This is a genomic window from Microbacterium sp. NPDC057658 (assembly GCF_042799975.1).
In the GTDB taxonomy this organism is placed as follows: Bacteria; Actinomycetota; Actinomycetes; order Actinomycetales; family Microbacteriaceae; genus Microbacterium.
The window spans coordinates 350021-371242 of the sequence record NZ_JBHVHT010000001.1; the positions used below are offsets into that span (position 1 = coordinate 350021).

General features: G+C 70.5%; 22 protein-coding genes. 3 read left to right on the plus strand and 19 right to left on the minus strand.

The window, feature by feature from the left end:
- Window positions 1–20: 20 nt before the first annotated feature.
- Window positions 21–1301: a serine hydrolase gene (locus tag ACFU8V_RS01620; protein ID WP_025102723.1), complete on the minus strand. Its 1281-nt coding sequence runs from the start codon at window positions 1299–1301 to the stop codon at window positions 21–23.
- Window positions 1302–1386: 85 nt separating this feature from the next.
- Here ACFU8V_RS01620 and ACFU8V_RS01625 point away from each other — a divergent pair, with 85 nt between their 5' ends.
- Complete coding sequence (locus tag ACFU8V_RS01625; RefSeq protein WP_249521208.1) at window positions 1387–1701, plus strand: DUF2470 domain-containing protein; 315 nt, start codon at window positions 1387–1389, stop codon at window positions 1699–1701.
- A 56-nt stretch (window positions 1702–1757) separates the two neighbouring features.
- Window positions 1758–2405, plus strand: coding sequence for a heme oxygenase (biliverdin-producing) (locus ACFU8V_RS01630; protein ID WP_249521207.1), 648 nt, complete (start codon window positions 1758–1760; stop codon window positions 2403–2405).
- A gap of 14 nt (window positions 2406–2419) precedes the next feature.
- On the opposite strand, the gene ACFU8V_RS01635 is transcribed toward ACFU8V_RS01630, so the two are convergent.
- A complete protein-coding gene (locus ACFU8V_RS01635) occupies window positions 2420–3829 on the minus strand; it encodes an ATP-dependent RecD-like DNA helicase (RefSeq protein ID WP_249521206.1) in 1410 nt (469 codons plus the stop codon).
- A 117-nt stretch (window positions 3830–3946) separates the two neighbouring features.
- Here ACFU8V_RS01635 and ACFU8V_RS01640 point away from each other — a divergent pair, with 117 nt between their 5' ends.
- Window positions 3947–5017: a hypothetical protein gene (locus ACFU8V_RS01640; RefSeq protein ID WP_025102727.1), complete on the plus strand. Its 1071-nt coding sequence runs from the start codon at window positions 3947–3949 to the stop codon at window positions 5015–5017.
- A gap of 10 nt (window positions 5018–5027) precedes the next feature.
- Here the strand turns inward: ACFU8V_RS01640 and ACFU8V_RS01645 are convergent, their stop codons facing one another.
- The 17 genes from ACFU8V_RS01645 to ACFU8V_RS01725 form a co-directional block, all read right to left on the minus strand.
- The gene (locus ACFU8V_RS01645) at window positions 5028–7040 is read right to left on the minus strand and encodes a cytochrome c oxidase assembly protein (protein WP_378868464.1); all 2013 of its coding nucleotides are present in this window, start codon (window positions 7038–7040) and stop codon (window positions 5028–5030) included.
- 82 nt (window positions 7041–7122) lie between these two features.
- Complete coding sequence (locus ACFU8V_RS01650; protein WP_017203554.1) at window positions 7123–7410, minus strand: HU family DNA-binding protein; 288 nt, start codon at window positions 7408–7410, stop codon at window positions 7123–7125.
- A gap of 322 nt (window positions 7411–7732) precedes the next feature.
- The gene (rpsN, locus tag ACFU8V_RS01655) at window positions 7733–8038 is read right to left on the minus strand and encodes a 30S ribosomal protein S14 (protein WP_017829734.1); all 306 of its coding nucleotides are present in this window, start codon (window positions 8036–8038) and stop codon (window positions 7733–7735) included.
- 3 nt (window positions 8039–8041) lie between these two features.
- The gene (gene rpmG, locus ACFU8V_RS01660; protein ID WP_017203558.1) at window positions 8042–8212 is read right to left on the minus strand and encodes a 50S ribosomal protein L33; all 171 of its coding nucleotides are present in this window, start codon (window positions 8210–8212) and stop codon (window positions 8042–8044) included.
- A complete protein-coding gene (gene rpmB / locus ACFU8V_RS01665; RefSeq protein WP_025102729.1) occupies window positions 8212–8448 on the minus strand; it encodes a 50S ribosomal protein L28 in 237 nt (78 codons plus the stop codon). Before rpmB ends, rpmG begins: the two co-directional genes overlap by 1 nt.
- A gap of 191 nt (window positions 8449–8639) precedes the next feature.
- On the minus strand, window positions 8640–9362 hold the full coding sequence (locus tag ACFU8V_RS01670) for a DNA-3-methyladenine glycosylase (protein ID WP_303709291.1): 723 nt from the start codon (window positions 9360–9362) through the stop codon (window positions 8640–8642).
- Between the two features lies 1 nt (window position 9363).
- Window positions 9364–11190 (minus strand): hypothetical protein, encoded by a 1827-nt coding sequence (locus tag ACFU8V_RS01675; RefSeq protein ID WP_378868468.1) that lies wholly within the window; start codon window positions 11188–11190, stop codon window positions 9364–9366.
- Window positions 11180–11992: a TIGR03943 family putative permease subunit gene (locus ACFU8V_RS01680; RefSeq protein WP_062765693.1), complete on the minus strand. Its 813-nt coding sequence runs from the start codon at window positions 11990–11992 to the stop codon at window positions 11180–11182. Before ACFU8V_RS01680 ends, ACFU8V_RS01675 begins: the two co-directional genes overlap by 11 nt.
- Window positions 11985–13025 carry a permease gene (locus ACFU8V_RS01685; protein ID WP_085605183.1) on the minus strand — a complete coding sequence of 347 codons (1041 nt, stop codon included), beginning with the start codon at window positions 13023–13025 and terminating at the stop codon, window positions 11985–11987. Before ACFU8V_RS01685 ends, ACFU8V_RS01680 begins: the two co-directional genes overlap by 8 nt.
- Complete coding sequence (locus ACFU8V_RS01690) at window positions 13022–13438, minus strand: Fur family transcriptional regulator (protein WP_025102734.1); 417 nt, start codon at window positions 13436–13438, stop codon at window positions 13022–13024. Before ACFU8V_RS01690 ends, ACFU8V_RS01685 begins: the two co-directional genes overlap by 4 nt.
- A 119-nt stretch (window positions 13439–13557) precedes the next feature.
- The gene (locus ACFU8V_RS01695; RefSeq protein ID WP_378868473.1) at window positions 13558–14430 is read right to left on the minus strand and encodes a metal ABC transporter permease; all 873 of its coding nucleotides are present in this window, start codon (window positions 14428–14430) and stop codon (window positions 13558–13560) included.
- Window positions 14427–15272 (minus strand): metal ABC transporter ATP-binding protein, encoded by an 846-nt coding sequence (locus tag ACFU8V_RS01700; RefSeq protein ID WP_378868476.1) that lies wholly within the window; start codon window positions 15270–15272, stop codon window positions 14427–14429. The genes ACFU8V_RS01695 and ACFU8V_RS01700 overlap by 4 nt, the downstream gene beginning before the upstream one ends.
- Window positions 15269–16267 (minus strand): metal ABC transporter solute-binding protein, Zn/Mn family, encoded by a 999-nt coding sequence (locus ACFU8V_RS01705; protein WP_126894409.1) that lies wholly within the window; start codon window positions 16265–16267, stop codon window positions 15269–15271. The genes ACFU8V_RS01700 and ACFU8V_RS01705 overlap by 4 nt, the downstream gene beginning before the upstream one ends.
- 63 nt (window positions 16268–16330) lie before the next feature.
- Window positions 16331–18022 (minus strand): glycoside hydrolase family 13 protein, encoded by a 1692-nt coding sequence (locus ACFU8V_RS01710; protein WP_126894410.1) that lies wholly within the window; start codon window positions 18020–18022, stop codon window positions 16331–16333.
- Between the two features lie 37 nt (window positions 18023–18059).
- On the minus strand, window positions 18060–18938 hold the full coding sequence (locus ACFU8V_RS01715) for a carbohydrate ABC transporter permease (protein WP_062765712.1): 879 nt from the start codon (window positions 18936–18938) through the stop codon (window positions 18060–18062).
- The gene (locus tag ACFU8V_RS01720) at window positions 18938–19882 is read right to left on the minus strand and encodes a carbohydrate ABC transporter permease (RefSeq protein WP_172400071.1); all 945 of its coding nucleotides are present in this window, start codon (window positions 19880–19882) and stop codon (window positions 18938–18940) included. The genes ACFU8V_RS01715 and ACFU8V_RS01720 overlap by 1 nt, the downstream gene beginning before the upstream one ends.
- Window positions 19879–21204: an ABC transporter substrate-binding protein gene (locus ACFU8V_RS01725; RefSeq protein WP_303709288.1), complete on the minus strand. Its 1326-nt coding sequence runs from the start codon at window positions 21202–21204 to the stop codon at window positions 19879–19881. The genes ACFU8V_RS01720 and ACFU8V_RS01725 overlap by 4 nt, the downstream gene beginning before the upstream one ends.
- Between the last annotated feature and the right edge of the window lie 18 nt (window positions 21205–21222).

The following is a 21222-nucleotide window of genomic DNA, read 5'->3' on the forward strand; positions in this document are numbered from 1 at the left end:
CTCGCTCGCTCGGGCCGGGATCACTCCGCCGGCGGAATGCAGGGAAGAGCCGCCTCCGCCGTCGCCGCGTGGTACTGCTCCGCGGTGAAGGGGAGACCGAACTCGGGTGCCGTCTCCCCGGACGCGGCCGGCGCCTTGGAGGCGATCGCCGCGAGCTCCCACGAGAGCTGCTGAGCGAACACCGCTCCGGCGGTGGAGTCGTTCAGCACGACCGCGACCGTGAACCCCGTGGTCGGATCGGAGTAGGCCGCGGTCGCGTACCCGGGCGTCCACCCGTGCTGACCGATCATCGACCCGGCGATGTACGCTCCCCCGGTCGCCTGGTACCAGGTCGGCGCGTCCTCGGCCACGGGCAGCGGAGTGGCGAACCGGTCGGGATCGTCCTTCGTGCGCAGGGCCTGCGTGGCCTCGGCCTGGATGTAGCGACCGAGATCGGTGATGGTCGACACGGCCCCGGAGTCGGTGAAGCCGGTGCTCGACGACAGCGTGGTGATGTCGACGGGGGCGGCGCAGTCGTACCCGCCCTCGCCCTTGTTCATGTAGTGCCCCTCGAGCACGGGGCCGTCCGAGGGCGGCGCGGCGGCCGCGGGCGGAAGCGACGTCTCGGCCAGCTCGAGCGGCTCGGTGACGTACTCCGCGATGAGCTCACGCGCGCTCATCCCGGACGCGCGCTCGAGGGCGAGCCCGAGCAGGAGGTACCCGGCGTCGGAGTCGCGGAACGTCGTGTGCGGAGCCACGCGGGTGCGACCGAGGCCGTACCCGGCGAGCTCGAGCGGCGCCCACACACGGTCGGGGGTGTTCTTCCACGCCGCCTTGACCGTCTTCTCCGAGGAGCCGGCTCCACTGGTCCCGTTGCAGAGGTCGAGCAGGGTGATGTCGTCCATGTCGGCGACGCCGGAGACGTACTCCGGCACCTTCGCGTCCAGCTCGACCGTGCCCTCGTCGGCGAGCGCGTAGAGCACGTCGCAGGTCATCAGGCGGGTCACGTCGGCGATGCGGAACGACATGTCGGTGGAGAGCTCGCCTCCGTCCGCCTTGCTCTGCGTGCCCGTGGCGGCGACCCAGGTCCCGCTCCACGGCACCCAGACGCCGACGATCGCGCCGCTTGCACCGGAGGCCGCGATCGCGTTGTCGACGGCGCCCTGGAGCGCGGCGACGGTCTCGTCGGGCAGGGTCGCGTCGACCTGCTCGGGCGGTGTATAGCTGAAGGTCTCCTCAGAGGAGCATCCGGTGAGGACGAGACCGAGGACGGCCGCCGTGGCCGCTGCGGCGCGCCACCGGCGCGACGAGAGAAGCTGCATGTGTGGGAACCCCCGAAGACGTGTCTCCTGAGTCTAGAGCGCGGATGCTGAAAGTCGGCCCCGCGAGCCGTCGTAGGGTGTCCCTGTGCCCCATGACTTCACTGCCGACGTGATCGCCGCCGTCCTCCGCCACATGAACGACGACCACACCGACGACAACCTGCTCATAGCCCGCGCCTTCTCCGCACCGCCCGTGGACGACGTCGACGGCGCCGTGATGACGGGCTTCGACGGGGAGGCCGGAGTGTGGGAGGTCTCGCGTGGCGGCGCGGCGTCGGAGCTCCGGGTGCCGTGGCCGGGCGGTCCCATCACCGAGCGCCGGGAGGTCCGCCGGGAGATCGTGGCGCTGTACGACGACGCCTGCGCCCGCCTCGGCGTGGAGCCCCGACCTCACGACTGACCGCCGGCGGCGCCCCGGGCTTCCCTCCAAGGTTAGGCTGCCCTTACACTGAAGCCATGCCCGAGATCCTCTCCTTCTCCGCCGCCCTCCGGGAGCGCTCCTCCGGTTCGCATTCCCGCAGCGAGACGGCGGGCTTCATGTCCGATCTCCTCAAGGGCGAGGGGTCGCGCGAGGACTACATCGCGCTCGTCGCGCAGCACTACTTCATCTACGACGCGCTCGAGGGCGCCGGCGAGCGGATGCGCCAGGACCCGGTGGCGTCGGTGTTCCTGAGCGACAAGCTCACGCGCCTCCCCGCGCTCGAGGCCGACCTCGCCTTCCTCCTCGGGCCCGAGTGGCGCGAGCGGATCGCCCCGCTGCCCACCACGGAGCGCTACGTCGAGCGCATCCGTCAGGTCGGCGCGACGTGGGCGGGCGGTTTCGTCGCCCACCACTACACCCGCTACCTCGGCGACCTCTCCGGCGGCATCTTCATCGGCCGGGTGATGGCGCGGCGCTTCGGCTTCGAGACGAACGGCATCGGCTTCTACCTCTTCGACGACATCGCCGACCCCTCCGCCTTCAAGGACGTGTATCGCGAGCAGCTCGACGCCGCTCCGTGGGACGAGGCCGAGCGCGAGCGCGTCATCGACGAGGTGCTCCTCGCGTACCGCTTCAACACCGAGCTGTTCGAAGACCTCGACCGCGCCCGCGCCGCCGCCTGACCCGGCGGTCGCCGTCAGGTCCGCGGCAGCTCGGGCGTCGAGGCGGCGAGCCACGCATCGCGCATGAACCGCCGCACGTCCTCGTCCACGCGGATGTCGCTCGGCCGCAGGGGTCGGGAGAGGTAGAGGCCGTCCAGCGACGTGAGACGGCTGAGGGCGACGTAGGTCTGCCCCGGCGCGAACGCCCCGGAGCCCAGGTCGATCACGGCCCGGTCGTAGGTCTTGCCCTGCGACTTGTGGATCGTCACGGCCCAGGCCAGGCGCAACGGGAACTGGGTGAACTCGGCCACGACGTCCCGGGAGAGCTTCTTCGTGTTCGGGTCGTAGGCGTACCGGAACCGCTCCCAGACGGCCGGCTCGACGTCGACCTCCTCGCCGTCGATCTCCACGCGCACGGTCCCGCCGAGGATGCGGGTCACCGTCCCGATGGTGCCGTTGACCCAGCGCGGCGGCTCTCCGGTCATCGCGGTGTCGTTGCGCAGGAACATCACCTGCGCCCCCACCTTGAGCTTGAGCTCGGACTCGGCGGGGAGGGAGGCCTCTCCGCGTCCGAAGTCGCCGCTGACCTCCGCCCGCGCGGTCTGCTCCTTGCCGGGGAGCGCGGCCAGATGCCGGCTGTTGATGCTGTTCACGATGTCGTTGCGGGTGGCGAGGGTGATCATCGGCACCTCGCCCGGCTCGGGGTCCGGAGGGATGCGCGCGCCCTGGGCGTTGAGGATCCCGGCGATCTCCGCCGTCACCCGGCCGTAGCGGACCGCGTTGAGCATGGACTTGAAGCCGTCGTCCGACTGGCGGTGGATCTGCACGAGCTCCCGCACGTGCAGCTCGGCCCGGGTGTCCACCTCGAACAGCGCCCCCTGGCCCCCCTGGGTCCCCGAGCCTGTCGAAGGGCCTGTCGAAGGGCCCGCCCACACCTTCGCGTCGAAGAACCAGAAAGAGCGGTAGTGATCCTTCACGTACCGGGCCTCGTCCCCGCGCGGGGGGACGGGGGCGAGCTGGTACGGGTCGCCGAACATGACGATCTGCACGCCGCCGAAGGGCTCGCCCCGTCGGCCCCTGGCCTGCCGGAGGGAGCGGTCGATCGCGTCCATGAGGTCGGCGTTGACCATGGAGATCTCGTCGATGACGAGGGTCTCGATCGCGTTGAGGATGCGGCGGGTCGCATCGTTCTGGTCGATGTCCCCGTCCCCGATCAGCCCGATCGGCAGCCGGAAGAGAGAGTGGATCGTCTGCCCCTCGACGTTCAGGGCCGCGACGCCGGTGGGGGCGCAGATCGCGATCTGCTTCTTCGTGTTCCAGGCGAAATGCTGCAGCAGCGTGGACTTGCCGGTGCCCGCGCGTCCCGTGATGAAGACGTGCTCCCTGGTGTCCTCGATGAGCCGGAACAACTCCTGCTGCTCCTCGGACAGGGCGGGAAGGGACACGGTTCTCACAGGGCTGGCGGGTCGGACACGGGACGCTCCCCCATGGTACGTGCCCCGTCCGGTGGGGGCTCGCCGACGCTCGGCGTCCCCTCAGGACGCCCTCCTAGACTGACCGGCATGGAGCGGGCCGGGACGCGCGCGCCCCGGCGGTCGCGCCTGGGCGCCGATCTGGCGATCCTCGGGCTCATCGGCGTCCTCCTGCTGGCCGCGATCGGTGCCGGGGGTGCGACCCTCTACCGGCAGTTCTACGGTCCGTCGGCCTTCGTGGTCCGCTATCTCGATCTGCTCGCCGAGGGGCGCGCGGCCGACGCCCTCCGGGTCCCCGGCGTCGCGATCGATCGGGAGACCCTCGACGAGGCCGGGATCGACCCCGCCGCATCCGAGGCGATGCTGCGCCGCTCCGCCCTCGGCCCGCTCACCGACATCGAGGTCGAGTCGGAGGAGACCTCCGGCGACGACACCGCGGTCACGGTCAGCTACCGGGCGGGCGGCCATTCCGGGACGACCACCTTCCACGTCACGCAGGACGGCTGGGCGGGGGTCACCCCGAACTGGCGCTTCACGACGAGCCCCCTGGCGGTGGTCGAGCTCACCGTGCGCGGCTCCGACAGCTTCGCCGTGAACGGCTTCGAGGTCGACCGTCGCCAGGTCTCCGCCGCCGGCGCCGCCGCCGCTCCGCTCGAGCCGCTGCCCCTGCTGGTCTTCACCCCCGGTGTCTACTCCGTCACCGTGGACACTGCGATCTCGGAGTCGTCCGGCCACGGCGTCCTCGCCGACAAGCCGCTCGCCGTGACCCCGTTGGACGTGCAGTCGGAGCCGACGGAGGAGTTCGTCGAGGTCGTCCAGGAGCGCGTCGAGGAGTTCCTCACCGGCTGCACCACGCAGGAGGTGCTCCAGCCCACGGCCTGCCCGTTCGGGCTCCGCGTCGAGAACCGGATCGCGTCGCCCCCGAAGTGGTCGATCGCCCAGCAGCCCGAGATCATGGTCGCGCCCTCCGACGACGGCCACTGGCAGATCCCGCCCACGACCGCCGTGGCGCACGTCGAGGTCGAGATCCAGTCGCTGTTCGACGGCTCCGTCGAGCCGGTCTCCGAAGACGTGCCGTTCCGCGTGAACGGATCGATCGCCATCCTCCCCGACGGCTCCGCCTCGATCCGCGTCGGGTCGCCGGACGACCTCGGGCAGTGAGGCCGTCGCGTCAGCGGCGCTGACGCTCCGCGGCGCGCTGGTCGCGGGCCGCGAGGTCGGCCAGCCGGGCGTTGTACTCCTCCAGCTCGGCGTCGCCCGTGCGGTCGGCATGCCGATCGCGACGGCGCTGGAGCTTGGTGTCGCTCCGGCTCCACTGGATCGCGACCGTGATGGCGAGGATGAGCGTGGGGATCTCCCCGATCGACCACGCGATGCCGCCGCCCACGTACTGGTCGGTCATCGGGTCGGCGCCCCAGTCGCGGCCCATCGCGCCGAACCAGTCCGCGACCATCAGCCCTTCCTGCATCATGATCGCCATGCCGAAGAACGCGTGCATCGCCATCACCGCGATGAGGGTGATGAGCCGGCCGGGGTACGGCAGGCGGTACGGCACGGGGTCGGCGCCGATCAGGCTCATCACGAACAGGTAGCCCGAGATCAGGAAGTGGATGACCATCCACTCGTGCCCGAGGTGCTCGTACATCGACCAGCGCACGAGGTCGGTGAAGTAGAACGCCCAGAGCGACAGGATGAAGATCGCCGCCGCCACGATGGGGTGCGTGACGACCCGCGCGAACGGCGAGTGCACGGCCCACATGATCCACTCCCTGCCGCCGCGCGTGCCGTCGTCGCGCTTGTGGATGGCGCGCAGGGCGAGGGTGATCGGCGCCCCGGAGACCAGCAGCAGCGGGATCGCCATCGAGAGCATCATGTGCCCGAGCATGTGCACGCTGAAGAGGTACTCCTGGTAGGCGTTGATGGGGCCACCCGTGACCCACACCAGCAGCAGCAGGCCGAGCACCCAGAAGACGGTGCGGTGGATCGGCCAGCGGTCGCCGCGGAGCCGGAGCCGGCGCACGCCCGCGAGATAGAAGAAGAGTCCGAAACCCGCCGCGACGAGCCACAGCACGTCGATGTCCCACGCCGTGAACCAGCGCTCCAGGGTGAGCTCGGGCGGCAGCAGCGATCCGGTGAGGATCTGCGCCGGGGTCTGCGCGAACGCCGCGACCTCGCCGGTGGGCGGGGGCGTGCGCGCGAGCGCGGCCGCGGCGCCGGAGGCGAGTCCCATCAGCGCCACCTCACCGAGGACGAGCGCCCAGAACCACCGGGACGCGCGGTCCCCGCTCAGCTTCGGGATCAGACGCGTGCGGTACCAGGCGCCGAGCAGCCCCATCCCGACGAGCAGAGCGGCCTTGACGACGACGATGAGTCCGTAGGGGGTGGTCCACACGGCCTCCCAGCTCCCGACGGCGACGATGGAGCGGGTGAAGCCGGAGACGGCGACGACCGCGAAGGCCGCGATCGCGAGGGAGGAGTACCGGCCGACGAGCGTGCGCAGATCGAGGCCCTGCTGCCCGCGGAGGAGCACGAGGAGGAGCAGTCCGCCCAGCCACACGGCCGCGCCGATCGTGTGCAGGAGGATGGAGTTGACGGCCATGTTGTGTCCGTCGAGGTCGCCGGCGTGTCCCTGCGTGGCGAGCGGCAGGAACGACACCGCGGCCAGCAGGGCGGTGAGCAGCGTGGGCGTCCAGGTGCGCCAGGCGAACGCGAGCACCGTGATGACCGCACCGAGGATGGTCGTGATCAACCACGACTGCCCCAGCGGGAGCTCCAGCAGGAAGCGCCCGAGCTGCGAGCCGAACTCGCGCTCGATGCTGAGCTGCGGGTTGAAGGCCGCCATGAAGGAGAAGAAGCCGGCGAGACCCGCGGAGACGGTGAAGACGGCGGCGCCGACCGAGGCGATGTTCAGGGCCGTGTCGAACGTGCGCTCTCCCGCTCGCAGTCCGAACAGGGCCAGCACGAGCGATCCGAGCATGAGCGCACCGGCGAGGTTCATGACGAGCTTCGCGAGCGGTGTGCCCCACAGCACCACGGGTCCGGGGTCCTGCAGCAGCGGCGGGTTCGCCCCTCCCCCGACGAGCAGCGCCCAGACGAGGGCGACGCCGGCGGCGGCGAGGAGGATGACGATGCCGGCGAGACGGTACGCCGACGTCGAGCGCGGCGTCTCGGTGCGGGAACTCACCCCTCCAGCCTAGGCGCGCGCAGCAGGGAGGATGCACGAAGGCCGCCCCCGGAGCGGGGGCGGCCTTCGAAAGGGTGCGGTCTTACTTGACGGCAGCCTTGAGCTTGGAACCGGCGGTCACCTTGACGCGCTTGCCGGCCGGGATCTTGATCTCGGCGCCGGTCTGCGGGTTGCGGCCCGTGCGGGCGGCCGTGTCGACCTGCTCGAACGAGATCCAGCCCGGGATGGAGACCTTGCTGCCCTTGGCGACAGCGTCGGAGACCGTGGCGAACAGCGAGTCGAGGACACCGGAGACGGTGGCCTGGCTCTGGCCGGTGGCGGAAGCGATGCTCGCGACGAGCTCGGTCTTGGTGATGGACTTGTCAGCCATGTCATCCTCCAGCGACGAAGGACCGTCGCATCGTGTGTGGGTGCGAGGAGCGGGTGCTCCCCGTTGGTCGTGTGACCGCCTCGAATGTACCAACGGCCACCCGGATTTCCGCGTCATTTCGCGGGTTTCGACCGATTTCCCGGCGTGTCGCGTCACATTGGCCACTCGCGTCACAGGTTTTCGGTCGCCCTCTCGCCGGTCCAGGCCCCCACGCGACAACAGGCGCTCCCCCGCGTACGCGCCTGATCCCGCGCGATCGCCTGCGCCGCCGGGCATGCAAAAAGGGCGAGGATCCGAGATCCTCGCCCTTCTTCGCTGGTGCTTACCAGCTCGACTTGGTCACGCCGGGCAGCTCGCCACGGTGCGCCATGTCACGGAAGCGGACACGCGAGATGCCGAACTTCGTGAGGACACCACGGGGGCGGCCGTCGATGACGTCGCGCGAACGCACGCGAGCCGGCGACGCGTTGCGCGGCAGCTTCTGCAGGCCGACGCGGGCGGCCTCGCGGGCCTCGTCGGTGGCGTTCGGGTCGACCAGGGTCTTCTTCAGCTCGGCACGACGCTCGGCGTAGCGCTCGACGATGACCTTGCGCTGCTCGTTGCGCGCGATCTTGCTCTTCTTAGCCATGGATCAACGCTCCTCTCGGAATTCGACGTGCTGACGGATGACCGGGTCGTACTTCTTGAGAACGAGGCGGTCGGGGGTGTTGCGGCGGTTCTTCTTGGTCACGTACGTGTAACCCGTACCCGCCGTCGAACGCAGCTTGATGATCGGACGGACGTCCTGAGCCTTCTTGGCCATTAGAGCTTCACACCCTTCGCCTGGAGGTCCTTGACGACGTTCTCGATGCCGCGCGCGTCGATCACCTTGATGCCCTTGGCGGACACGTTGAGCGTGATCTTACGACCGAGCGAGGGCACGAAATAGGTCTTCTTCTGCACGTTCGGGTCGAAGCGACGCTTCGTCCGGCGGTGCGAGTGCGAGACGTTGTGACCGAAGCCGGGAACAGCTCCGGTCACCTGGCACACTGCTGCCATGATGATGACTCCTTCATTACCGTGAGACCGGACGGCCTCACCCAAGATCCCTTGTCTGCACGCCGCCCCGCATGCCGATCTCTCGGCGGAAGAAGGGGGAGCACACGAACTGCGCACAGGAGCGTGCGCAGACGAAGAGTCAGTCTAGCACGGCTTCGGTCGGCCGTTCGAATCGCCTGAATGGCCCCATCTCAGGCCGAAAAGCCGCCATTCGCGCGATTCGAAGCGTCGGCGGCACCCCGCCCCCAGCGGAACGGGGAGACCGTGGGGTCGCCGGGGATCCAGAAGCGCCAGGGGAACGCGTCCGTCCCGGCGACACCCGCCACGCCCACCCGCGGACCCTGAGCCACGTCGACCACGGGAAGGCCGAGCCACAGCTCCGCCCTGGCGCCGTTCTGCTCGTCGCCCGTGATGGCGTCGATGCCGTCGTGCAGGGAGTGCCGCAGGCCCGCGGCCTGTCCGAGCCGCCCTGGTCCGCGCGCGAGGTCACGGAGAGCGGTGCGGCCGAGCGGCGGGACCGCCCGTCGTCGTCGGGCCGCCGCCTCCACGCCGGACACGATCTCCCCGGCACGCAGCAGGACGCCGTCACCCTGCCCCTCGGGACCACAGGCCACATTGACGCAGGAGTGGATGCCGTGACTCAGGTACACGTACAGATGCCCGGGCTCGCCCCACATCGTGGCGTTCCGGGCCGTGCGCCCCATGCGGGCGTGCGACCCGGGGTCGGCCACCGCCCCCGTGCCCTGCCCGTGATACGCCTCGACCTCGGTGATGCGCACGCGCACCTCGACGGGGAGGCCGCCCTCGATGACGACGGTCCGCAGCTCCGCGCCGAGCAGCGTCGGCGCGACGTCCACGGCGGAACGCATCACGTCCTCACGGGTGGCGCGGCGCAGGGCCTCCGGCTCCGTCACGTCAGAACCGCGGCGCCGTCTGGCACCAGGACGCGTCGAAGCCGGTCAGCGCCACGAGCTCATCCCCTGACTTCATGTCGATCAGGTGCGTCTCGAGCTCCTCGGGGAGGGGCAGCAGCATCCCGTCATAGGCGTTGTCGGCCATGTCGGGGGCGATCACGACGGCGGCGTACTGGCCGCTCGGCGACGCGCAGGCCTGGAGGATCGAATCGGCGGCACTCACCTCCACGAGCGGGGTGGCCGCACCGGAGTCGTCGACGCGGATCACGGCCTGGCCCACCGGGAGACCGCCCTCGTCCCGGGCGACGACGTGTCGCAGGGTCCCTCCGGGGAACGGGGTGATGGAGGTGGCGCTGCCGTAGTCCGGCTCGGAGGGGGCCAGCGGCTCCTCGGAGCCGTCCGCGAGGTCGAGCTCGACGACCGACCCGTCCAACCGCTCGACGATGGCGGTGTACGTGCCGCGGGAGATGCCCTGGATGGTCGTCGCGAGCCCGAGGGACTGCACGCCGGTGTCGGCCGACTGATCGACGAGCGAGAGCGCCCCGTCGAAGTCGATGAACAGCACGGCGGCGCTGTCGGGCACGAACTGCCACACGAAGACGCTCACCTCCTCGTCGCCGACCTCGATGATGCGGGGCTCGTCGTCGCCGCTCAGCGACTGGGTGACGAGCACGCTCGCGCGCCCCTCGGTGTCGCTGAGCTCGCGATCGGAGTAGCTGTAGCCGACGAGGTTGCCGCGCTCGGACACCTGGATCGCGCCCACGTAGCCCTCGCCGGGCAGCGGGAGTTCGCGCTGATCAGAGCCGTCCCTGTCCATCACGAGCAGCCGCGACTGGTCGTCGTCCTCGACGGCGGCCACGAGCTGCGTGGACGTGGCCCGGAAGTCGTCGATGCGCGGGTGGGAGAACACCGGCTGCGCGTTCTCCCCGCTCAGATCGGTGCGGAAGATGATGTCGTCGCCGTCGGGGTCACGCCGCAGCAGGAAGATCGACGACGGCGGGGTCTCGAAGGACGTCGTGAGGTCCGCGGCGGGGCCGCCCCCGGCGCCGGTCACCCCGGCGACGGTGACCGTGTAGGTCGTGTCGTCGTCGAGGGGCACGGTGAAACGCACGCCCACCCCGCGGCCGGCGGCATCGACCGTGAAAGGCACGGAGGGCTCGACGGTGACCTGCTCGGGGTCGATGGCGGAGAGGGGCTGGTTCGCGGTGAGGATGACGCGGCTTCCGGACGATTCGATGGCCTGCGCGGCGTCGACCTGCACGTCGGTGACCCGCGGGCCCTGGAGGAGGCTCACGATTCCGAGCCCCGTGCCGACGAGTACGAGCACTCCGACGACGGCGCCGATCGTGACGAGGAACCGGCGGCGGGACCACGGGGCGCTCCGCGGCGCCTCATCGTCGGCGGGGAGGTCGGTCGTGGGCGTCCAGCCCGGCTCCGCCGCGTCGTCCGGGGCACCGTCTGCTCGGGAGGTGGACGTCGGGCCCGCGGGGGTGAACACCGGTTCGGGTGCCTGCGGGATCGCGGGGATGCCAGCGGCCGACTCCTCTGCCGCCTGCTCCGCGGCTTCGCGCTCCGCGGCACGCTCCGCCGCAGCACGCTCCGCGGCTTCCCGGTCGACGGCTGCCTGCTCGGCCGCGACCTCCGCCGCCATGCGCTCCACGGCCGCACGCTCCTCGGCGACCTGCTCCGCCTCGGCCTGCTCGACGGCGGCGCGCTCGGCCGCGGTCTGCTCCTCCGCGGCGCGCTCCTCCGCTTCCCGGGCGGCGCGCAGCTCGGCGCGGGTCCGCGGGACGGCGGGCGGCTCCGGCCGCTCGTCGTCAGTACTCATACGGGTCCTTCGGCTCGTCGATCGCCACCACATCGGTCGGCTCGATGTGCAGGGAACCGTCGTCGTCGGCGCGGACCTTCCCCGTGATCTCGACCCATTGTCCGGTCTTGTAGGCGTCGGCGTCGACGCTCACCGGCAAGGCGGCGGTCTGGGCGTCGATGACGCAGTGCGTGATGACGAGACGGGTGAGGTTGACGCCGTCTCCCTCACCGGGCGTGACGAAGCCCTGCAGCGTGACGTCGGCCCCGTCGTAGGCCGCGGTGTTCGTCGCGGCGGCGAAGACGCTCGCCCAGTCGCCCACACCGAAGGTCGAGGTGTCCGCGACCCCGAGGGCGACGGTGTCGGCCCCGGCGAACAGCGCGGTCTCCTCGCCGGCGCGGGACATCGCGAGCTCCACCGAGAGCGAGGCGGGCGGGAGGACGAGCGCGGAGACGACGACCCCGGTCGCGACCACGCCGCCGGCCAGCGCACCGACGCCCGCGAGACGCCGGCGCGACAGCCCGGACGGGCGGTCGGCTTCGTCGTCCACGGACGCCGCCGGCTCGTCGGAGCGCGAGGCCGCGGGACCGTGGTCGTGTCCGTGGTCCTCCTCGGCCCCCAGCGGCAGCGCGCACGACCAGATCGCCCCGGCGAGCGTCACGACGGCGGCCGCGCACGCGAACCACACCGACTCCGGGCTGATGTAGAGGCTGAGACGGTCGGTCACCGCGAGGCCGAGGGTGACGACCGCGACGACGGATGCCAGGCCGATCCCCAGCCACCGGGTGGCGAGGGCGCGGGAGCGGGCGGAGAGCTCAGGCAAGGACGTTCACCCCGATCCCGATCGCGAAGGCCGATGCCAGCACGACAGCGGTGATGCCCACGAGCGTGCGGGTGGTGAAGGTCGTGCGCATCAGCGCGAGCATCTTGATGTCGACGAGCGGGCCGACCAGGAGGAACGCCACGAGCGCACCCGAGGAGAAGGTCGACGCGAACGACAGCGCGAAGAAGGCGTCGACGTTGGAGCAGATCGCCACGACGATCGCGAGCAGCATCATCGCGACGATCGACAGCACGGGGTTGGCGCCGATCGTGAGCAGGACGTCGCGCGGGATGAGCACCTGGACGGCCCCGGCGAGCGCGGAGCCGATCACGAGCGCCGGCATCACGGCCCGCAGCTCCACGAGGAACTGCGTGAGGCTGCGGCGCACCGGGGTTCCCGGTTCGTGCGTGACGCGCTCGCACGTATCGACGAAGCGCTGGGTGAGCAGCGACTCCGGCGAGGGGTGGCGGCTGTAGATCCAGCCGATCAGGTTCGCGATGAGGTAGCCGCCGACGAGGCGGGCGACGAGGATGCCGCCGTCCCACCCGAAGGCGGCGTGCGTCGTGAGGATCACGATCGGATTGACGATCGGCGCCGCGATGAGGAAGGTCAGCGCCTCCGCGGGGGCGAGGCCGCGCATCATGAGCCCGCGGGCGAACGGGACGTTGCCGCACTCGCAGACCGGGATGAGCATGCCGAGCAGGGAGAGCACCGCGCGACGGGCCCAGGCGCGGCGCGGGAGCCAGCGGTGGATGACGTCCGCCGGGAGCCAGACCTGCACGACGATCGACAGGAGCACGCCGAGCACCACGAACGGCAGCGCCTCGATGAGCACACTGAGGGCGAGCGTCAGGCCGTCCTGCGCTCGGGTGGGCAGCGAGGCCGGGAAGAGGGTGGGGAGGAAGGCGTCGATGAGGAACAGGGCCGCGATGATCACGACACCGATGCCGACGGCGATCCACGTCGAGCGCGGCGAGGGCGCTCGACGGTGCGTGTGGCCCGGACGGGTGGCCGTTCGTGCCGGGGCGGTCACGCTGTCGCAGCCCTCTCGGCGTCGCGCTTGTTGGCGCAGGGGGTGCAGAGCCCGAAGATGTCGACGACGTGGGCGGCCTCGGTGAAGCCGTGCAGGGCGGCGGTGCGATGCGCCCACTGCTCCACGTCCTTCGCCTCGATCTCGACCGTGAGGCCGCAGGATCGGCAGATGAGGTGGTGGTGGTGGCCCTGGGTGGTGCACGCCCGGTAGAGCGCCTCTCCTTCGGGGCTCTGCAGCGAGTCGGCGTCGCCGGCGGCCGCGAGCCCGGCGAGAGCGCGGTAGACGGTGGCGAGGCCGATCCCGGTGTTGTCGTCGCGGAGCGTCGCGTGCAGGCTCTGCGCGCTCACGAAACCGCGCGCGTCGGCGAGCGCTTCGCGCACACGTTCGCGCTGCCAGGTGTTCCGCTGAGCCATGCCATCGATTCTAGGCCGGGACGGTTGGCGAGGGCTGGGAGCGGCCTTCCCCGCTTCGAATCGCCCGATTGGCGGCATCTCCGGCCGAAATGGAGCCAGGTGCGCGACGTGAAGCAGGGTCAGACGCGGGTGACCCGGGAACGGACGCGCTGCACGATCCAGCACACGACGTAGATCGTGAAGGACAGGGTCGTGATGTAGGGGCTCACCGGGAGGGTTCCGGCGAGCGCGAGGAGGATCCCGCCGACGGCCGACACGAACCCGGACACAGCCGCCAGCACCGGCACCGCGACAGGGCCCGCCGTGATTCGCATGGCGGCGGCCGCCGGTGTCACCAGCAGCGCCATCACCAGCAGCGCGCCGATGATGTGCACGCTCACCGCGACGATGAGCCCCAGCAGCACCATGAACAGCAGGCTCACGGTGCGGGTGGGCACCCCGCGGGCGGCCGCCGACTCCGGGTCGAGCGAGTCGAAACGCAGCGGATTCCACATCACGAGCAGGCCGAGCAGCACCACGAGGCTGATGCCGATGAGCCAGCCGAGGTCGGGGCTCGAGACCGACACGATCTGCCCCGTCAGGAGGCTGAACCGGTTGGCGCTCCGGCCGTCGTACAGCGACAGGAACAGGATGCCGAGACCGAGCCCGAACGGCATGAGCACGCCCACGATCGAGTTGCGGTCCCTGGCCTTGGCGCCGAGGACCCCGATGAGGATCGCCGCCACGAGGGCTCCGCCGAGGGAGCCGAGCACGACGCTGCCGCCGAACAGCAGCGCCGCCGCCGCTCCCGCGAAGGAGAGCTCGCTCACCCCGTGCACCGCGAAGGCGAGATCGCGCTGCATGACGAAGACCCCGATGAGGCCGCCGACGAGGCCGAGCACGGCACCCGCGATGATCGAGTTCGAGAGCAGGGCGACGAGCTCGCCGTAGTCCTGGAAGGAGAAGATGTCGTCCCAGCCGACCATCGGGACGAGGGCGGACGCGGCGGTCATGCGGCGCCCCCGTGCTCGTGGTCGTGGTGCGGCTCCGCATCGGGGACGCCGACCACGACGAGGCGGTCGCCGGCCCGGAGCACGAACACCGGGGTGCCGTAGAGATCCGTCAGCACGCGGGTCTGCAGCACCTCCTCCGGGGTCCCGAGGAGGAACCGGCCCCCGGCGATGTAGAGGATGCGGTCGACGCGGTTCAGGATCGGGTTGACGTCGTGCGTGACGAAGAGCACCGCGGCCCCGCGCTCCCGACGCTGGCGGTCGATGATGTCGGTGACGGCGACCTGGTTGGCGAGGTCGAGGTTCGACAGCGGCTCGTCGCAGAGCAGCAGCGCGGGCTCGTCGGCCAGCGCCTGTCCGACCCGGAGGCGCTGCTGCTCCCCGCCGGAGAGCAGGCCCACGCGGCGGTCCGCGTAGGAGGTCGCCCCGACCGCGGCCAGCAGCGCGTCGACCTTCGCCCGGTCGCCGCGGTGCGGGACCGGAAAGCCGAAGCGGCTGCCCTGCACGCCGAGGGCGACGAGGTCACGGGCCCGCATGCTCGTGTCGGGCGCGAGCGCACGCTGCTGCGGGATGTACCCGATGCGGGCGTTGCCGCGGTGCACGGGCTCGCCGGCCACGCGGATGCTGCCGCGGGACAGGGGCTGGAGTCCCAGGATGCTGCGCAGGAGCGTCGTCTTCCCGGAGCCCGACGGACCGAGCACCGCGATGAACTCGCCGGGCTGCACCGTGAGGTCGAGTCCTGACCAGAGCTCGCGGTCGCCCCGCTGCAGGGCGCCGTCGGCGATCTCGAGGACCGGACCGGTCTCCCTCGCGGGTCGCTGAGCCTGTGAACGGGCTCCGCTCACGACTGGACGGCGGCGGCGAGGCTCTGGATCGCGTCACTCATCCACTCAGAGTACGACGATCCGTCCTCGAGCAGCTCCGTGAACGCGACCACGGGCACCCCGGCGTCCTCCGCGGCCTTCTCCACGCGCTCCGTCTCCGCGCCGCCGGTCTGGGCGTTGGTGAGCACGGCGGTCACATCGCCGGACCCGACGACCTGCAGCGCCTCGAGCAGCACGGCGGGCGCGACATCGCTGCCCTCCTCCACCGACTCCGCGAAGCCCTCGGGGGTGACGTCGGTGAGCCCGGCGGCCGTGGCCAGGTATCCGGGCAACGGCTCGGTCATGAACACCGTCGCACCGGCGGCGTCCGCCTTGATCGCCTCGAGGTCGCCCTCGAAGCCCTCCAGCTCCGCGACGAGCTCGTCCGCGTTCGTGCGGAACGTGTCGGCGCCGTCGGGGTCGATCTCGGTGAGCTCGTCGGCGATCGCCTCGACGACGTGGATCATCGTGTGCGGGTCGAACCAGACGTGCTCGTTGAAGCCCTCGATGTGGTCGTGGCCGGCGTGCTCGTCCTCGCCCTCGGCGTGCTCGTGATCGTGCGGCTCCTCGGTCGCGGCCTCGTGGTCGGCGTGATCGTCGTGACCCTCGTTGCCCGGGTAGTCGTGCGAGAACTCCACCGCGGTGACGACGTGCGGGTCCTGCGCATCCTGCAGGAGGCTGTCGATGAACGCATCGTAGCCGCCGCCGTTCTCCACCACGAGGTCGGCCTTCTGCAGCGTGAGGCGGTCGCGAGCGCTCGCCTCGTAGGAGTGCGGGTCCTGGGTGACCGAGTCGATGATCGAGGTGACGTCGACCCGGTCTCCGCCGACCTGCGCGGCGATGTCGCCGTAGACGTTGGTGCTGGCGACGACCGTCACCGCGCCGTCGTCCTCCGCCGCGCCGGAGGTCGACGAGCATCCGGCCAGGGAGAGGGCGGCGACGGAGGCGAGCGTGAGGGCGAGGGCGGGCTTCTTCATGCATCCCACTCTAAACGCTAATGAGAACCATTATCAAACCGGCCCTCGCCCGTCGGTGCCGCCTCAGCTCGTGAGCGCCCCCGGGGCGACCCACACCGTGGCCTCGCCCGGCAGCTCGGACCCGTCCACGGCGACGGTCGACAGCACGGCGTCGTCGGCCGCAGCGCCCAGATCGAACGGCACGGTACCGAAGTTGGTCACGACCTCCCACCCGTTCGGGCGGCGGAACCGCAGCACGTCCTCCCGACCCGTGTCGACCCACTCGAGCGTCTCCCCGGTCTGCAGCAGTCGTCGCAGCCGCAGCGCCTCGCGGTACAGGTTGAGGGTCGAGCCGGGGTCGGCGTCCTCCACCTCCACCGCATGCTCCGCGAACCAGGCGGGCTGCGGCAGGTGCGCGCCGGCGGCGCCGAAGCCGTACGAGCTGCCGGACGCCGTCCATGGCAGAGGCACGCGGCAGCCGTCGCGGCCCAGGCCGTCGAAGTCCGCGCCGCGGAAGAACCCGGGGTCCTGACGCTGGTCGGGCGCGATCTCCGCGACCTCGTGCAGGCCCAGCTCCTCGCCCTGATAGAGGTAGGCGCTGCCGGGCAGGCCGAGCAGCAGCAGCGTCGCGGCGTGCGCCCGGCGCAGGCCGCCCTCGCGGTCGAGGCCCTCCTCCGGGCCGCCGGCGCGCACCCACTCGGTGCCCTGCTTGACCGCGCGGCCGCGCAGCGGCGGCAGGCCGTAACGGGTGGCGTGCCGCGTCACGTCGTGGTTCGAGAGCACCCAGGTGGTCGACGAGCCTGCGGCCTGCGCCTGAGCGAGGTTGTCGGCGATGATGCGCTGGAAGTCGGCGGCGTCGAAGTCGGCGACGAGCAGGTCGAAGTTGAACGCCTGCCCGAGCCCCTCCGCGGAGGCGTACTTCGCGCGGCGCTCCGGGGTCTCCACCCACGCCTCGGCGACCGCGGTGCGCGGCGGGTCGTACTCGTTGAAGACCGCCCGCCACTGGGCGTAGATCTCGTGCACGTCGTCGCGGTCGATCATCGGATGCGTGCCGGAGGTGCGGTCCATCGCGTCGAGCTCCGCGCGGGACGGCAGCGGCTCGGTGAGGTCCTTCGTCAGCATGTGGGCCACATCGATGCGGAAGCCGTCCACGCCGCGGTCCGACCAGAAGCGGAGCGTCGTGAGGAAGTCCTCGCGCACCTCCGGGTGGTCCCAGTTCAGGTCGGGCTGCTCGACCGCGAAGTTGTGCAGGTACCACTGACCGTCCGCGACGCGCTCCCAGGCGCTGCCGCCGAAGACCGAGACCCAGTCGGTGGGCGGCTCCGCACCGTCGGGGCCGGTGCCCTCCCGGAAGATGTAGCGCTCCCTGGCGGCCGAGCCGCGGCCGGCGGCGAGCGCCTCCTGGAACCAGGCGTGCTGGTCGGAGGTGTGGTTGGGGACGATGTCGACGACGACGCGGATGCCCCGCGCGTGCAGCGCCTCGACCATGGCGTCGAAGTCGTCGAGGGTGCCGAGGCGGGGGTCGACGTTCCGGTAGTCCGCCACGTCGTACCCGCCGTCGGCGAGCTCCGACGGGTAGAACGGGCTCAGCCACACCGCGTCGATGCCGAGCTCGGCGAGGTAGTCGGCGCGCGACACGATCCCGGGGATGTCACCCAGGCCGTCGCCGTCGGCGTCCGCGAAGCTCCGCGGATAGATCTGGTACACGGCGGCCTGACGCCACCAGGTCGCGGTCTTGTCGTCTTCGCGGGTCGCGGTGAGCAGCGAATCGGTCATGAGGAAGAGGCTCTCCTTGTTTCTTGCGGGGGTCGGGTCAGCCCTTGACGGCACCCTGCGTGACGCCCTCCATCACCCAGCGCTGAGTGAAGAGATAGGCGACGATCGCGGGAGCCATGGCCATCAGGTACGAGGCGAAGGCGACGTTGTAGTTGTTGCTGAACTGGTTCTGGAAGAGGTTCTGCCGCACCGGGAGCGTCTGCAGCGCCGGGTCGGAGATGATCAAGGACGGCATCATGAAGTCGTTCCAGGCGTAGAGGAAGGCGAAGATGCCGACCGTGGCGCTCATCGGCGCGAGCAGCGGGAAGATGAGCCGCCAGAACGTCTGCCAGGTCGTGGCGCCGTCGATCCGCGCGCTCTCCTCCAGTTCGATCGGGATCGAGCGCAGGAACGCCGTGAACAGCAGCACGCTGAAGCTGAGCTGGAACATCGTGGCGAGGATGATCACGCCGAACGGGTTGTCGAGGCCGACGCGTCCGGTGAGCTGGATCTGCGGAAGGGCCACGACGGGGAACGGAATGAACATCGCCGCGAGCAGGTAGAAGAACGAGTAGCGGAACAGCCGTCGGTCCCAGTTGCGCACGATCGCGTATGACGCGAAGGCCGCGAGCACGATCGTCGCGATGACCGTGCCGGCCGTGACGAGCAGCGAGATCGCGGCGCCCACCGGGAACTTCGTGAGCGTCCACGCCTGCACGAAGCCGTCGACGCTGAACGGCGCCGGCAGCGAGAACGCGTTGCCGTCGACGGCCTGGCCGGTGGTCTTGAACGCCATCGAGATCGTCACGTACAGCGGGATGAGGATCGTCGCCGTGCACAGGATCAGGATGATGGTGCCCGACCAGTTGACGCGCTCCATCTTCTGCCGCTTCCGGCGTCCGTCCGCGGGGATGGTGGTGAGGGTCTCCGTCGACATCAGAACGTGTTCCTTCCGCGGGTCAGCGAGAGCTGGAGGACGGAGATGAGCACGGCCACGATGAAGAAGATCGTGGCGTTGGCCATCTGGTAGGCGTAGTCGCCGCCGTTGAAGCCCGCGATGATCGTCATCGCGACGCTGCGGGTGGCGGTGCCCGGGCCGCCGTTGGTGAGGCCGACGATGATGTCGTAGGCGTTGAGGAAGCCCTTGAAGCCGAGGATCACGTTGATGACGACGTATCCGGCGACGAGGGGGATCGTGATGCGGGTCAGCTGCTGCGTGCGGCTGGCGCCGTCGATGCTCGCCGCCTCGTACACCTCGCCCGGCACCGACAGGAGTCCGGCGATGTAGATGAGGAGGGTACCGGGGACCGCCTGCCAGGCGGTGACGATCACGATCGCGACCCAGGCGAGATCGGGGTTGGCGAGCAGGCTCGTCTCCAGCCACGGGATGCCGGTGGCCGCGCCCGCCGCGGGGATCGAGTTCGAGAACAGGAAGTTGAAGACGTAGGCGATGATGATGCCCGAGATCACCATCGGGATCACGAAGATCGTCCGCAGCCCCGTCTTGAACCGGATGCGGGAGGTGAGGCCGACCGCCAGCAGGAACGCGATGACGTTGACGACGATCACGGTCGCGATCGAGAACCCGAAGGTGAAGAGGTAGCTCTGCAGGATCGCCGGGTCGCTGAACAGCGCGATGTAGTTCGTCAGCCCGTTGAAGCTCCACTCGCCGATGCCGATGGAGTCGGTGAAGCTGAAGAAGATGCCGATGACACCGGGGACGGTGATCGCGAGCGTGAAGATCACGAGGGTCGGCAGGAGGAACAGGTAGTAGATCGGCTCGACGCGGCGGGTGTGGCGGCGGATCTTCCGCGGCCCGCCGGTGAGGATGGCGGTGGTGCTCGTCCCGGCGTCGGCGCCGGTGGTCGTGGTGGTGCTCATGGCGCGGACTCCTCTGTCTCGCCCGATGCGGAATCCTCGGAGCTCGGGATGGGGGCGCGGAAGGCGATGCGGGCCCAGTCGGCGTCCATGGTCGGGAGGATGGACGACGGGGCGGCGCCGAGGACCATGGCCTGCGCGTAGTTGAAGATCGGCAGGGTCTTCGGGACGAGCACCGAGGGGCCCTGGTAGATGCGGCCCTCGTCGTAGTACGGGATCATGCCCTCGATGCGCGGGTCGTCCGGCGGCGCCGCGTCGGTCGTCGGGGTGAACCCCAGCTGCGAGGCGTTGTACTCCTCGATGTTCTCGGGGAGGTAGAGGTACTCCAGGAAGTCGCGCGCGGCCTCCTGGTGCCGGGACTCCTCGGGGATCATGACCGCGAGGTCCATGTTCACGCGGACCGCGAGGTCGTCCGGGTCGTCGGTCATGGGCAGCGGGAAGGTGCCGAGGTCGAGGTCGGGGTCGGTCTTGGCGATCTCGCTGAACGCCCACGGCCCCTGCAGGTACATCGCGGCCTCGCCCTTCGCGAAGGCGAGGTTCCCGTCTCCGTACGCCCGGCTCGCGGCGTCCTCGTTCGTGTATTCGTCCGCGAGCACCATCATCCTGTCCATCGGCTCCGCGAAGTCCTTCTCGAAGGAGACCTCCGAGTCCGGCCCGACATCGGTGCCCTCGGCGGCGAGCGCGTCGAAGAACGCCAGCACGTCGAGCGAGCCGCCGACGGCGTAGTCGTACCACCCCTGTCCGACCGTCCAGTCGTCCTTGAAGGTGGCGTAGAACGGATCGATCCCGGCCTCACGGAGGCTGTCGCTGACGGCGAGGAGCTCGTCCCAGGTCTGCGGCACCTCCAGGCCCTGCTCCGCGAAGATCTGCTTGTTGTAGATGACCGAGGCGGCCATGACCGAGTAGGGCAGGGCGCTGGTGCGGCCCGCGCAGGAGCCGTACTGGTCCATGAGCGGCTGCAGGTCCTCGCGGATCCCGGCGGCGGCCTCGGTGTCGGAGAGATCGGTGAGCGCGCAGCGCTGCACGAACCGGGCGACCTCGTAGTTGTAGTTGGCGAGCATGATGTCGGGCGGATTGCCCCGGACGAAGCTCGCGGAGACGACGTCGACGCCGGACGTGTCGATCTCCACCCGCACGTCGTCCTGCGACGCGTTGTACTCCGCGACGAGCTCCGTCATGAACGGGATGGCCTCGCGCTTGCTGAACGTGAATCGGATGGTCTCCGCTCCCCCGCCGGCGGCGCAGCTCGTGAGCGCCGTGCCGGTCAGCACGAGACCGAGCGCTCCGGCGGCCCAGCGCACCGCCCGTGATCGTGTGGCAGACACCGTCGTCCTTTCGTAGAT

What these genes read in the sequence shown, in the direction of transcription:
- ACFU8V_RS01620 (WP_025102723.1), bottom strand. Translation starts at nt 1,301, where the DNA reads ATGCAGCTTCTCTCGTCGCGCCGGTGGCGCGCCGCAGCGGCCACGGCG.
- ACFU8V_RS01630 (WP_249521207.1), top strand. Translation starts at nt 1,758, where the DNA reads ATGCCCGAGATCCTCTCCTTCTCCGCCGCCCTCCGGGAGCGCTCCTCC.
- ACFU8V_RS01640 (WP_025102727.1), top strand. Translation starts at nt 3,947, where the DNA reads ATGGAGCGGGCCGGGACGCGCGCGCCCCGGCGGTCGCGCCTGGGCGCC.
- ACFU8V_RS01650 (WP_017203554.1), bottom strand. Translation starts at nt 7,410, where the DNA reads ATGGCTGACAAGTCCATCACCAAGACCGAGCTCGTCGCGAGCATCGCT.
- rpsN (WP_017829734.1), bottom strand. Translation starts at nt 8,038, where the DNA reads ATGGCTAAGAAGAGCAAGATCGCGCGCAACGAGCAGCGCAAGGTCATC.
- rpmG (WP_017203558.1), bottom strand. Translation starts at nt 8,212, where the DNA reads ATGGCCAAGAAGGCTCAGGACGTCCGTCCGATCATCAAGCTGCGTTCG.
- rpmB (WP_025102729.1), bottom strand. Translation starts at nt 8,448, where the DNA reads ATGGCAGCAGTGTGCCAGGTGACCGGAGCTGTTCCCGGCTTCGGTCAC.
- ACFU8V_RS01675 (WP_378868468.1), bottom strand. Translation starts at nt 11,190, where the DNA reads ATGAGTACTGACGACGAGCGGCCGGAGCCGCCCGCCGTCCCGCGGACC.
- ACFU8V_RS01690 (WP_025102734.1), bottom strand. Translation starts at nt 13,438, where the DNA reads ATGGCTCAGCGGAACACCTGGCAGCGCGAACGTGTGCGCGAAGCGCTC.
- ACFU8V_RS01695 (WP_378868473.1), bottom strand. Translation starts at nt 14,430, where the DNA reads ATGACCGCCGCGTCCGCCCTCGTCCCGATGGTCGGCTGGGACGACATC.
- ACFU8V_RS01705 (WP_126894409.1), bottom strand. Translation starts at nt 16,267, where the DNA reads ATGAAGAAGCCCGCCCTCGCCCTCACGCTCGCCTCCGTCGCCGCCCTC.
- ACFU8V_RS01710 (WP_126894410.1), bottom strand. Translation starts at nt 18,022, where the DNA reads ATGACCGATTCGCTGCTCACCGCGACCCGCGAAGACGACAAGACCGCG.
- ACFU8V_RS01715 (WP_062765712.1), bottom strand. Translation starts at nt 18,938, where the DNA reads ATGTCGACGGAGACCCTCACCACCATCCCCGCGGACGGACGCCGGAAG.
- ACFU8V_RS01720 (WP_172400071.1), bottom strand. Translation starts at nt 19,882, where the DNA reads ATGAGCACCACCACGACCACCGGCGCCGACGCCGGGACGAGCACCACC.